This window comes from Mycobacterium sp. NTMscope_MAC_269, assembly GCF_976985695.1.
The window spans coordinates 2,584,576-2,596,174 of sequence record NZ_OZ335668.1; the positions used below are offsets into that span (position 1 = coordinate 2,584,576).

Sequence of the window (11,599 nt, forward strand, 5' to 3'; positions counted from 1 at the left end):
GCCACGGTATTCCGGTTAGGCGAGCCGCGTCACCTCCACGATCACGTCGAGGTCGGTGGCGCCCTCCCCGGAGTAGATGCCCCTCAACGGGGAGACATCGGAGTAGTCGCGACCCGCACCCACGCCGACATACTGCTCGGTGATCTGGGCGTTGTTGGTGGGGTCGTAGCTCCACCACGCGCCCGTCCACGCCTCGATCCACGCGTGGCTTCGCCCGTCCACGGTGTCCCCCACGACGGCGTCACGTTTGGGATGCAAATATCCCGAAACGTAGTGCGCTGGAATTCCCATGCCGCGCAACAACATCAGCGACAGGTGCACGAAGTCCTGGCAGACGCCCTTGCCCTCCTTCAGCGCGTCCAGCCCGGACGAGTGCACGCTGGTGGTTCCCGGGAGGTACTCGAGCTGCTCGCGCACCCAATTAGCCGCGGCGGCAACGGCTTCGGCTGGCGCGTGGGTTTTGCTGATCTTCTTGCCCACCGATGCCACCCGCTTGCTGGCCGGGGTGTGTTCCGTGGGGCGGAGCAGCTCGTCGAAGCGATCGATCACGGCATCCGAGCGCAGGTCGTCCCAGCCCGCATCGGCGGCCGGCGTTTCGGCGCGTTCGGTCTCCACCACCGAGGAGGACATGACCGTGAGATCGGTGTGCGGCGCGTGCAAGTCGAACGCCGTCACCGCGGTGCCCCAGTAGTCGATGTAGCGGTAGGACCGGGTCGCCGGAATGGTTTCGACGCGGTTGAGGATGACGTTCTGGCGGTTGTTCGATCGCGGGGTCAGCCGCGCCTCGTTGTAGGAGGCGGTCACCGGCGACTGGTAGGCGTACCCCGTGGTGTGCACCACCCGCAGCCGCCACATCAGCCGTCCTCTTTCCCGCTGACCAGACGGGCGCGCTGACCGGCGTCCGACCACGCCACCCACGGGGTGACGTGAAAGTACTGCAACGCCAATGCTTCCCCGACGTCGCGGCAGGTGCGCTGCAGGCCGGCCAGCCGGTTTTCCAGCGTCTCGAGCAGCACGCCGGGCTGGACGAACTCCAACTCGCTGCGGGCCTGCCCGAGCAACCGCTGGGCCTCGGCGGTGGCCCCGATCCGGCTCTGGCGGGTGCGGACCAGCTCGTCGAGATTGTGTTCGGCCAGACGCAGCGAATAGAACACCGAACGCGGAAACAGCCGGTCGAGCAACATGAATTCGACCACGCGGCCCGCGTCGAGCACACCGCGATAGGTGCGCAGATACGTGTCGTGCGCCCCCGCAGACCGCAGCAGCGTCACCCACGCCGGGGACGAGGCGCTGTCTCCGACCCGGGACAACAGCAGCCGCACGGTCATGTCGACCCGCTCGATCGCGCGGCCTAATACCATGAAGCGATACCCGTCGTCGCGCGACAGCGTCGAGTCGGCCAGGCCGGCGAACATCGCCGCCCGCCGCTCGACGAACGACAGAAAATCATGTGGCCCAAGGCGTTTGGCGGCGCGTTCGCGTTCGGGCAGGGCGTGATAGGTGGTGTTGAGGCACTCCCAGATCTCGCTGGACGTCACCTCCCGCGCCGACTTCGCGTTTTCGCGCGCCGCGGTGATCGCATCGACGATCGAGCAGCCGCCCTGGGCGTTGGTGCTGTAGGCGACCAAATCGGTCAACGACCACACATCCAGCTCATGATCCGGCGGGTCGATGCCGAGCACCCGCAGCAGCAGGCGCGAAGCCTGATCCGGGTCGACGCTGGAATCCTCGAGCAACTGGTGCAGGGCCACGTCCAGGATTCGCGCGGTGTCGTCGGCGCGCTCGACGTAGCGCCCGATCCAGTAGAGCGCCTCGGCGTTACGTGCGAGCATCGTGCACCGCCCGCTGTTGCTGCTGTTGTTCGAGCTGCTCGCGCACCGGCTGCTCGGTGGGTTGGGGCTGTTGCGAGGCCAGCCGCGGCGAGTCACCCGACATGGGGTCGGGCATCGAGGTCGGCAACGCGCGCACCACCTCGGCCGCCTCGAGCTCGTGGTCGCCGGCCGAGGCGCGCGACGCCAACACCCAGGTGTCCTTGGAGCCGCCGCCCTGGCTGGAATTGACCACCCGTGACCCTTCGACCAGGGCCGTCCGGGTCAGGCCGCCGGGCAGCACCCACACGTCGTTGCCGTCGTTGACCGCGAACGGCCGCAAATCGACGTAGCGGGGTGCCAGCGCGCTGCCGACCTGGGTCGGCACGGTCGACAGCTCCATCATCGGCTGGGCGATCCAGCTCCGCGGATCGTCGCGGACCTTCTTGGCGACGGCGGCCAGCTCCTTCTCGGAGGCCTCGGGGCCGAACACGATGCCGTAGCCGCCGGACCCCTCGACCGGCTTGAGGACCAACTCGTCGATCCGGTCGAGCACCTCTTCGCGTTCGTCCTCGAGCCAGCAGCGCAGCGTCTCGACGTTGGCCAGCAGCGGTTTCTCACCCAGGTAGTACTCGATCATGGTGGGCACGTAGGTGTAGACGAGTTTGTCGTCGCCGACGCCGTTGCCGATCGCGCTGGAGATGACGACGTTTCCGGCGCGGGCGGCGTTGACCAGGCCGGCCACTCCCAGCACCGAGTCGGCGCGGAACTGCAGCGGGTCCAGGAAGGCGTCGTCGATGCGTCGATAGATGACATCGACCTGACGCTCCCCTTCGGTGGTGCGCATGTACACCTGGTTGTCGCGGCAGAACAGGTCGCGCCCTTCGACCAGCTCGACGCCCATCTGACGGGCCAGCAGCGAATGCTCGAAATACGCCGAGTTGTAGACGCCCGGGGTCAGCACCACGACCGTCGGGTCGGCCTCGTTGGTGGCCGCGGAGTTGCGCAGCGCCCGCAGCAGGTGGCCGGCGTAGTCGTCGACGGAACGCACGCGATGCGTGGCGAACAGGTTCGGGAAGACGCGCGCCATGGTGCGGCGGTTCTCCATCACATAGGAGACGCCCGACGGCGAGCGCAGATTGTCCTCGAGGACCCGGAAATTGCCCTTTTCGTCGCGAATCAGGTCGATGCCGGCGACGTGGATCCGCACCCCGTTGGGCGGGACGATGCCCATGGCCTGGCGGTGGAAATGCTCGCAGGAGGTGACCAGGCGGCGCGGGATCACCCCGTCGTTGAGGATTTCTTGGTCGCCGTAGATGTCGTCGAGGTACATCTCGAGGGCCTTGACCCGTTGGGTGATGCCGCGCTCGAGTCGGGCCCACTCGGCGGCCGAGATGACCCGCGGCACCAAGTCCAGCGGAAAGGGCCGCTCCTGGCCCGACAAAGAGAAGGTGATGCCCTGGTCGAGGAAGGCGCGGGAGAGCGCTTCGGCGCGGGCCTTGAGTTCCGAGGCGTCCGACGGCGCGAGTTCGGCATAGATGCCCTTGTAGGGACCACGAACGGCGCCCGCACCGTCGAACATCTCGTCGAAGGCCATGTCGTAGGCATCCGAGGACGTGTTGTATCCGCCGAAAATCCGCTCAGAGCGCGCAGCGCGAAAACCCCGCCTGGTCTCCTCAAGCTGGTTCGTCAGACTCACTGTTCAGATGCTGCCTCAAATCGACGTCTTGGCAGCCCACGTGTTCCCGTTTTGGGAGAAAACGTAACTCACTGATAACCTGGGCAATCGCTGTGGTGATTTCCGGCGCCCCAACCAAACGTCTGATCGAAGAAGGAACTCGAGCGTGGCCAACATCAAGTCGCAGCAGAAGCGCAACAAGACCAACGAGCGCGCTCGCCTGCGCAACAAGTCGGTGAAGTCGTCGCTGCGCACCGCTGTCCGCGCGTTCCGCGAGGCCACCAGCGCCGGCGACAAGGAAAAGGCCACCGAGCTGCTGGTGTCGACCAACCGCAAGCTGGACAAGGCCGCCAGCAAGGGCGTGATCCACAAGAACCAGGCCGCCAACAAGAAGTCGGCGCTGGCGCAGGCCCTCAACAAGCTCTGAGGCCCCGCGTCAGCGGCTGCGCTGGGCGGCTAGCTCGGCAACCTGTCTGACCGCGGATTCCAGGGCGTAGTCGGCGTCCGCCACTGCCCCCTTGACGTTCGCGTTGAGCGCGGCAACAACCTTCATCGCTGTGGCCACGGTCTCCCGCGACCAATTCCGGGCCTGTTTTTGGGCCTTCTGCACCCGCCAGGGCGGCATCCCCAGCTGCGATGCCATCCGGTAGGGATCGCCCGACAGCGGGCCGACCCGGCCGATGGTGTGGATCGCCTCGGCCAGCGCGTCCGCCAGGACCACCAGGGGCTCGCCCCGCATCATCGCCCACCGCAGCGCCTCGGCGGCGCCTTCGATGTCGCCGGCCACCGCCTTGTCGGCGATGTCGAAGCCCTTCACCTCGGCCTTGCCGCTGTGGTAGCGCCGCACCGCGGCGGCGTCGACGGCTCCGCCGGTGTCGGCGACCAGTTGGGAGCAGGCGGACGCCAACTCGCGCAGATCGGAGCCGACCGCGTCGAGCATCGCGCTCACGGTCTGCTCGTCGGCCTTGACGCGCAGGGCGCGGAACTCCTTGCGGACGAAGTCGATGCGTTCGCTGAGTTTGGTGATCCGCGCGCACGGGTGCACCTCGGCGCCGAGCTTCTGCAGGTCGGTGGCAAGCGCCTTGGCCCGGCCGCCGCCCGAGTGCACCACGACCAGCACAACCCCCGCGGGCATGTCGGTCGCGGCCGAAACGATCACCGCGGCAGCGTCTTTGCCCGCTTCGCCGGCGGCCTCCAGCACGACGATGCGTTCGTCGGCGAACAGCGAGGGGCTCAGCAACTCGGCGAGCTCATAGGTGCTGACGTCACCCGCGCGCATCCGGTTGACCGGAATGTCAGCGTCCTTGCCGGCCCGTTTCCGCGCCGAGCGCAGCAGGTCGGCGACCGCCCGCTCGACCAGCAGCTCCTCGTCTCCGAGCACCAGGTGCAACGGCGAAACCTCGCTCACCCCACGATGGTGTCACGACCGACCGACGATCCCGGACAGTGCCCAGGCCAGCCCGGTCAGCGCGACCGCTCCCGCCACCACGCGGACGGGTCGCCACCGCCACGACACGATCATCAGCACCGTCACACCGCCGACGAGCAGCGTGCCGGGTATGCCCTCGGGGACTGGTAGCGTCGCGCCGGGCATGCCGGCCGCCCAGCGGGCGACGCTGCCGACCCACCACAATTCGGGGCCGGTGAAGCGAATGAGCAGCCGCGCGGCGGCCGGCCAGACCGGGCAGAGCGCAGCCGCCGCCGTCCCCAGCACCGTGATCGGCGCGATCACGGCCGCCACGACGAGGTTGGCGGCGGCGGCGACCACGCTGAAACGGCCGGAGATCGCGGCGACCAGCGGCGCGGTCACGATCTGCGCGGCCCAGGCGACGGCCAGCGCATCGGCCAGCGGCTTGGGGCAGCCGCGGCCCACCAGCCGCCGTGACCAGACCGGTGCGACGACGATGAGCGCGGCCGTGGCGAGCGCCGACAGCGCGAACCCGACGTCGACGGCCAGCTGCGGGGCGACGGCCAACAACAGCAGCACCGTGGCGGCAAGGGCCGGAATGGCTTGCCGCCGACGCGAAGTCAGCATTCCCGTCAGCGCGATGGCACCCATCACCGCGGCCCGCAACACGCTGGCCGTCGGCTGCACGACGATGACGAAGGCCACCAGCGCCAGGGCGGCGAATGCGACCGCCGTTCGGGGACCGATCAATCGGGCCGAGAACAGCACGGCGGCGCACACGATCGTCACGTTGGCCCCCGACACGGCCATCAGGTGGGTCATGCCTGCCGCGCGGAAATCGCGGCCGGTGCCGTTGGGAACCGCCGAGGTGTCGCCGAGCACCAGCGCTGGCAGCAGCGCGGCCTGCTCGCCAGGCAACGCATCGCGGACCGTCGCGGCGAATCGACTGCGCACGTTATGCGCCGCCCGTTGCAGGGTGCCCGCGGTGCCCCTGGCCGGCCGACTCGACGCGTTGAGCACCGCGACCGTCAGGTCGCGCCGCGTCGGGCGGCTGATGCGTGCGCTGAATCGCAGCGGCTGCCCCACCATCAGCTCACCGAAATCCGCGGCGCGCGCGAAAACGACTACCCGGCCCGACGTTTGGGCGTCGCGCAGGCGTTGCAGGGTCGCTCGAAACATCAACCGTCCGCTCCCCAGCGACACCGGGCTCTCGTTGGGCGTGACGGTGACCGCAGCGGTCATGCCGTACGCCGCGGTGATCGGGTGGCGATCGACCGCGTCGGCGCGCAGCGCGATCGCGATCCCGAATCCCGCACCCACGACACCGATCCCCGCGAGCCCGGCGCCGATCGCCCGCAACCGCGCTCCTCGGCCGGGCCAACGCAGCGCGCGCCACGCCAGCGCTCCGGCGGCGCCGATCACCACGACGCAGCACCAGGCGAGCGTGCGCCCGATCGGCCACCAGATCCCGCCGGCGGTCACCGCCCAGCAGGTCAGCGCTGCCGGCACCAGGCGCACATCGACACGCGCGGCGGGCGAGGCGGCGGGGCCGGGGTGGTGCACCCGGGTCAGACACGGACCAGGGCGCGGAGCTTCTCCAGCCGCGCCGGCCCGATGCCCTCGACATCGGCGAGCTGGTCGACGCTGGTGAATTTGCCGTTGGCCTGCCGCCAGGCCACGATCGCGGCCGCGGTGACCGGGCCGACGCCGGGCAGCGCGTCGAGTTCCTGCACCGTCGCCGTGTTGAGGTCCACCGCCTCGCCCGGTTTCGGTTTGACCGACCCCGGCCGCGGGGGCGGCGCTTTCGTGGGTGTCGATCCGGAGGTCACCGAACTGCCCAGGGCCGTCGGCTGTCCCGACGCGGGAGCGAGGCCGACCACGATCTGCTCGCCGTCGCCGAGCGGGCGGGCCATGTTCAGTCCGATGGTGTCGGCGCCGTTCACCGCGCCGCCGGCGGCCTGCAGCGCGTCGGCGATGCGGGCGCCAGGTGCGAGCGTCACCAATCCCGGGGTGTGCACGAGGCCCACCACGCTGACGACCACCGGATGATCGGGTCCGGCGGTCGGGCTCGTCGAGGAACGCGGGCTTGCCGTCGACACCTTCTCCACCGGCGGCAGCTTGGCCGACATCACCGGCGCCGGGTGGTCGCGCACCAACGTGAAAACCGTGACCAGCACCGCCAGCGCCGCCACGATCGCCAGCCCGATGGCGCCGGCGCGTCCCGGGTCGGCGCGCACCTTCGCCACCCAGCCCCGCTCCTGGGACGCGTCGGGAAGCCAGCGCGGCAGCAGCGAATTCTGGTCGTCGTCCGGCGGGCCCTCGCTCGGGGCCGACCCGGAGTCCTTGGCTTCTGCGTGCGCATCGGCATCCGGTTCGGCGCGGAGCCGTCGCTGCAGGCGCTCGGCCGGAAGTTCTGTTCGCATGGGCCGACCGTAGGTCCGAGCACCGCCGCAACCGCCCGGGCGAAGGGCTCCGGCGGGCCATTCTGTGGACTAACCCGAGGCTGTGCACAGTGCCCGCACGGGATGGGTCAAGATGGAGGTTGAGCGAACGACCAGCATCGCCAGAAATCAGCTCTGGGCGATGGGCGTCACGTTCACCCCGAAACGACAGGAGGCTGCCATGCAACTGGCGCTCACGCCCGAGGAAGCCGCGTTCCGCGACGAACTCCGCAGCGTCTACACGACCAAGATTCCCCAGGAGTTGCGCGACCGGGTGCGCCAGGGCGCGGCGGAAGTGAACCGCGACGACATCGTCACCAGCCACAAGATCTTGCACGAGCACGGTTTGGCGGTACCGAACTGGCCGGTCGAATGGGGCGGCAAGGACTGGACGCCGACCCAGCACCAGATCTGGGCCGACGAGATGCAGCTGGCCTGCGTCCCGGAACCGCTGAACTTCAACACCAAGATGGTGGGTCCGGTGATCGCCGAATTCGGTTCGGAGGAAGTCAAACAACGCTTCCTGCCGCCGACGGCCAGCCTCGACATCTGGTGGTGCCAAGGTTTCTCCGAGCCGGAGGCCGGGTCGGACCTGGCGTCGCTACGCACCACCGCGGTCCGCGACGGCGACAGCTACGTCGTCAACGGCCAGAAGACCTGGACCACGCTCGGCCAGTACGCGGACTGGATCTTCTGCCTGGTCCGTACCGACCCGCAGGCGCCCAAGCGTCAGGCCGGCATCTCGTTCCTGCTCTTCGACATGAACACGCCGGGCATCACGCTGCGACCCATCAAGACGATCGACGGCGGCCACGAAATCAACGAGGTCTTCTTCGAGGACGTCCGCGTGCCGGCCAATCAGCTTGTCGGAGAAGAGAACAAGGGCTGGACGTACGCGAAATTCCTGCTTGGCAACGAGCGCACCGGCATCGCCGGCGTGGGCCGGACCAAGGTGCGTCTCGCCGAGGTGAAGAAGCACGCCGCGGCCACCGGGGTGCTCGAGGATCCCCTATTCGCGGCGCGGCTGGCCGAAGCCGAAAACGAGCTGCTCGCATTGGAACTCACGCAGTCGCGCGTGGTCACCGACTCCGCGAACGGGCAGCCCAACCCGGCCTCGTCGGTGCTCAAGCTGCGCGGCAGCCAGTTGCAGCAGATCGCCACCGAATTGCTCGTCGAGGTCGCCGGGCCGGATGCGCTGCCGGCCAATGGCGAAGACATCGCGTCGCCCTCCTGGGCGCAGCACAGTGCGCCGCATTACCTCAACTACCGCAAGACGTCGATCTACGGCGGCAGCAGCGAAGTGCAACGCAACATCATCGCGTCCACCATTCTGGGATTGTGAGGCAGCCATGGACTTTCAGTTGAGCGACGAGCAGTCCCTGCTCCGCGACACCACCCGCGACCTGCTGGCGCGCACCTATGACCCGGAAAGCCGCAATAAGGTCATCGGGTCCGACCTGGGCTGGAGTCGCGAGGTCTGGAGCCAGCTCGCCGACACCGGGATCCTCGGGCTGGGCTTCGAACCCGAGGAGTCCGGCCAGATCGAGATCGCGGTGGTGCTCACCGAGATCGGGCGCCGGCTGGCCCCCGAACCCGTCCTGCACGCCGCGCTGGGACCGGGCGCGCTGATCGCCGAGCTGGGCAGCCAGGAACAGAAGCAGCTGCTCGACGAGGTCGCGTCCGGACAACGGCTGCTGGCCTTCGCCCACCTCGAGCCGGGCCAACGCAAACCGTCCGCCGAGTTGACCACCAAGGCTGCGCAGCAAGGTGATTCGTGGACTGTGACCGGCCGGAAGAACCCGGTACTCGCCGGGGACTGCGCCGACACGCTGGTGGTCAGCGCCGCCCTGTCCGACGGCGGCGCGGGATTGTTCCTCGTCGACGCCGGGTCCGAAAAAACTGTGACGCGGCACCCGTACCGGACCTTCGACGGACAGCGCGGCGCCCAGATCGATCTCGACTCCGCCGCCGCCGAACCTCTGGGTGAGGCGGCGGACGTGTCGGGCGCCATCGGCACCGCCATCACCCGCATCCAGTCGGCGCTATGCGCCGAAGCGCTCGGAGCGATGGAGGAATCACTGCGCCTGACCACCGATTACCTCAAGACCCGCAAGCAGTTCGGTGTCACGCTGAACAAATTCCAGGCGCTCACCCAGCGCGCCGCCGACATGTACGTGTCGCTGGAATTGGCGCGCAGCATGAGCCTGTACGCGGCGATGTCGATCGCCGACGGCAACCTCGACCCGGTGATCGCCTCGCGGGCCAAGCTGCAGATCGGCCGCTCGGCCCGCCACATCGCGCAGGAATCGATTCAGATGCACGGCGGCATCGGTGTGACCGCGGAGTATCCGATCAGCCATTACGCCGCCCGGCTCACCGCGATCGAACACACCCTGGGCACCTCGGGTGAGCACCTGCACAACCTGATCGACCACCTCGGCGACTACGACCTGGTCCGCCTTTAGCGCATGGCCGAGCTGTCGGACAGAGTCATCGAGTTTCTGTCGACCGGGACACGCACCGGGATGCTGGGCTACGTCGCCGCCGACGGCAGGCCACTGGTCGTGCCGGTATGGTTCGTCGTCCAAGATGGCCAGCTCGCCTTCAACACCGGCCGTGACACGTCGAAAGGCCGTGCGATAGCCCGTGATTCGCGCGTAGTGATCTGCGTCGACGACCCGCACCCGCCCTACTCCTTCGTGCAGGTGCAGGGCCTGGCCGAGGTGAGCGAGGACCCCGCGGACGTGCTGGATATCGCCACCCGCACCGGCGCCCGCTACATGGGCGCCGAGCGCGCCGACGAATTCGGCCGCCGCAACGCCGTTCCCGGCGAGTTGGTGGTGCGGGTGCGACCGACCAAAGTCAACGCCGGATTCGACATCAGCGACTGAGCGCGTAGTCGGCCGACTGAACCCCTAGCCCGCCGAGCGTCGACTTGTTGAGTCGGCGCCCCGGGCGGTTTCACGCGGTGTTTGCAACAGCGGGTGGTTTTGACGGGTTGGAGAGTAGTTCGTCGAGGGCTTCGGCGGGGGTTTTCCAGCCCAGTGTTTGGCGGGGCCGGTTGTTGAGTTTGGCGGCGACGTAGTCGAGGTAGTCGGCGGGAAACGCGGATAGGTCGGTGCCTTTAGCAAAGTATTGGCGCAGCAGTCCGTTGGTGTTTTCGTTGGTGCCGCGCTGCCACGGTGAGTGGGGGTCGCAAAAGTAGATATCCAGTTGGGCGGCCTCGGCGATGGCGATGTGGTTGGCCATTTCTTTGCCTTGATCCCAGGTCAGTGTTTTGCGCAGGATTGCCGGCAGCTGCGCCATTTTGGCCACGATGGCCTCCTGCAGCGCCAGCGCTGTGTGGTCCTCAGGCAGGTGCAGCAGCATCACGAACCGCGTCATCCGCTCCACCACGGTGCCGATCGCCGAGGCCGATGCGGCGCTGCCCAGGATCAGATCGCCCTCCCAATGCCCGGGTACGGCGCGGTCTTCGACCTCGGGTGGGCGCTCGCTGATGTTGACCATGTTCGGGATGCGGCCGCGGCGCTGATCGGCGCGGCGCTGGGGTTTGCGCAGTGCACGCCCGGTGCGCAGGCAGCTGTGCAACTCGCGGCGCAAGTTCCCTTTGCCCTGAACGTAAATCGCTTGATAGATCGTCTCGTGGGACACCCGCATCTCCGCCTCGTCGGGAAAATCCATCACCAGCCGCTGAGCAATCTGGGTGGGACTGTGCTGGTCTTGCAACCGAGTCTGCACCTCATCATGCAGCCGCTGGTTGGTGGCCAGCTTGCCCGGTTTGGGCCGGCGAGCCCGCTCCCGGGCGCGCGCATGGGCCTTACTCGCGCGATAACGCGGCCGGGGATCCCACCCGCCGCGCCATCGGGCGCCGAATCGATACCGCGCCCGGTAGCGCCCGCGGCACCACCCATTGCGGTTGATCTCACGCATCACCGTCGTTGGGTGACGACCCAACCGATTCGCGATGTCACGGATCGACTCGCCACGGGCCACACCGTCCTGGATCTCTTCGCGCTCCTCATAGCTCAGCCGAGGCCGCGAGCGGGGCCCAACTGCTGGAAACTTTGGTCTCACCCCGCCAGCATCAGCAAACCATTGCTGACCACTGGACATCGACACGCCGACAGCCACCCCGGCCTCACCGGGCGACATTCCCTCCTTGATGTGATCCCAAAACCGACGGCCCAACCATGACAACGACGACGGACGCACAACAACTCCTCATCTAGAAGCTGTTGCATTCACCCCCTGAAGGGAAGCCGAG

At 68.2% G+C, this 11,599-nt stretch carries 11 protein-coding genes; 4 read left to right on the forward strand and 7 right to left on the reverse strand.

Annotated features, from left to right (window positions below; translation table 11 throughout):
• Nucleotides 1-15: 15 nt before the first annotated feature.
• The 3 genes from ACZ50Z_RS12075 to ACZ50Z_RS12085 are packed head-to-tail and all read right to left on the reverse strand — an operon-like array spanning nucleotide 16 to nucleotide 3,507.
• Nucleotides 16-855, reverse strand: coding sequence for a transglutaminase family protein (locus tag ACZ50Z_RS12075; protein WP_464483767.1), 840 nt, complete (start codon nucleotides 853-855; stop codon nucleotides 16-18).
• A complete protein-coding gene (locus tag ACZ50Z_RS12080; protein ID WP_464483768.1) occupies nucleotides 855-1,832 on the reverse strand; it encodes an alpha-E domain-containing protein in 978 nt (325 codons plus the stop codon). Before ACZ50Z_RS12080 ends, ACZ50Z_RS12075 begins: the two co-directional genes overlap by 1 nt.
• Entirely contained in the window at nucleotides 1,819-3,507 is a 1,689-nt protein-coding gene (locus tag ACZ50Z_RS12085) for a circularly permuted type 2 ATP-grasp protein (RefSeq protein ID WP_464483769.1), read from the reverse strand. The genes ACZ50Z_RS12080 and ACZ50Z_RS12085 overlap by 14 nt, the downstream gene beginning before the upstream one ends.
• Before the next feature lie 145 nt (nucleotides 3,508-3,652).
• Here ACZ50Z_RS12085 and rpsT point away from each other — a divergent pair, with 145 nt between their 5' ends.
• Nucleotides 3,653-3,913: a 30S ribosomal protein S20 gene (gene rpsT, locus ACZ50Z_RS12090; RefSeq protein ID WP_464483770.1), complete on the forward strand. Its 261-nt coding sequence runs from the start codon at nucleotides 3,653-3,655 to the stop codon at nucleotides 3,911-3,913.
• 9 nt (nucleotides 3,914-3,922) lie between these two features.
• Here the strand turns inward: rpsT and holA are convergent, their stop codons facing one another.
• Genes holA through ACZ50Z_RS12105 form a run of 3 tightly spaced genes read right to left on the reverse strand, consistent with a single transcriptional unit; the run spans nucleotide 3,923 to nucleotide 7,317 of the window.
• Nucleotides 3,923-4,876, reverse strand: coding sequence for a DNA polymerase III subunit delta (gene holA / locus ACZ50Z_RS12095; RefSeq protein ID WP_464486202.1), 954 nt, complete (start codon nucleotides 4,874-4,876; stop codon nucleotides 3,923-3,925).
• Nucleotides 4,877-4,906: 30 nt separating this feature from the next.
• A complete protein-coding gene (locus ACZ50Z_RS12100; RefSeq protein WP_464486203.1) occupies nucleotides 4,907-6,412 on the reverse strand; it encodes a ComEC/Rec2 family competence protein in 1,506 nt (501 codons plus the stop codon).
• A 50-nt stretch (nucleotides 6,413-6,462) separates the two neighbouring features.
• Nucleotides 6,463-7,317, reverse strand: coding sequence for a ComEA family DNA-binding protein (locus tag ACZ50Z_RS12105; RefSeq protein ID WP_464483771.1), 855 nt, complete (start codon nucleotides 7,315-7,317; stop codon nucleotides 6,463-6,465).
• 199 nt (nucleotides 7,318-7,516) lie between these two features.
• Here ACZ50Z_RS12105 and ACZ50Z_RS12110 point away from each other — a divergent pair, with 199 nt between their 5' ends.
• Genes ACZ50Z_RS12110 through ACZ50Z_RS12120 form a run of 3 tightly spaced genes read left to right on the forward strand, consistent with a single transcriptional unit; the run spans nucleotide 7,517 to nucleotide 10,226 of the window.
• Nucleotides 7,517-8,677: an acyl-CoA dehydrogenase family protein gene (locus tag ACZ50Z_RS12110; RefSeq protein WP_464486204.1), complete on the forward strand. Its 1,161-nt coding sequence runs from the start codon at nucleotides 7,517-7,519 to the stop codon at nucleotides 8,675-8,677.
• Between the two features lie 7 nt (nucleotides 8,678-8,684).
• The gene (locus tag ACZ50Z_RS12115) at nucleotides 8,685-9,800 is read left to right on the forward strand and encodes an acyl-CoA dehydrogenase family protein (protein ID WP_464483772.1); all 1,116 of its coding nucleotides are present in this window, start codon (nucleotides 8,685-8,687) and stop codon (nucleotides 9,798-9,800) included.
• A gap of 3 nt (nucleotides 9,801-9,803) precedes the next feature.
• Nucleotides 9,804-10,226 (forward strand): PPOX class F420-dependent oxidoreductase, encoded by a 423-nt coding sequence (locus tag ACZ50Z_RS12120; protein ID WP_464483773.1) that lies wholly within the window; start codon nucleotides 9,804-9,806, stop codon nucleotides 10,224-10,226.
• 70 nt (nucleotides 10,227-10,296) lie between these two features.
• Here the strand turns inward: ACZ50Z_RS12120 and ACZ50Z_RS12125 are convergent, their stop codons facing one another.
• Nucleotides 10,297-11,487 carry an IS30 family transposase gene (locus ACZ50Z_RS12125; RefSeq protein ID WP_464483774.1) on the reverse strand — a complete coding sequence of 397 codons (1,191 nt, stop codon included), beginning with the start codon at nucleotides 11,485-11,487 and terminating at the stop codon, nucleotides 10,297-10,299.
• Nucleotides 11,488-11,599: the final 112 nt, after the last annotated feature.

Bases quoted from the DNA above. Each gene is read 5' to 3' on its own strand.
- ACZ50Z_RS12105 (WP_464483771.1), bottom strand. From the start codon at position 7,317: ATGCGAACAGAACTTCCGGCCGAGCGCCTGCAGCGACGGCTCCGCGCC.
- ACZ50Z_RS12120 (WP_464483773.1), top strand. From the start codon at position 9,804: ATGGCCGAGCTGTCGGACAGAGTCATCGAGTTTCTGTCGACCGGGACA.
- ACZ50Z_RS12110 (WP_464486204.1), top strand. From the start codon at position 7,517: ATGCAACTGGCGCTCACGCCCGAGGAAGCCGCGTTCCGCGACGAACTC.
- ACZ50Z_RS12080 (WP_464483768.1), bottom strand. From the start codon at position 1,832: ATGCTCGCACGTAACGCCGAGGCGCTCTACTGGATCGGGCGCTACGTC.
- ACZ50Z_RS12115 (WP_464483772.1), top strand. From the start codon at position 8,685: ATGGACTTTCAGTTGAGCGACGAGCAGTCCCTGCTCCGCGACACCACC.
- ACZ50Z_RS12125 (WP_464483774.1), bottom strand. From the start codon at position 11,487: ATGTCGCCCGGTGAGGCCGGGGTGGCTGTCGGCGTGTCGATGTCCAGT.
- ACZ50Z_RS12075 (WP_464483767.1), bottom strand. From the start codon at position 855: ATGTGGCGGCTGCGGGTGGTGCACACCACGGGGTACGCCTACCAGTCG.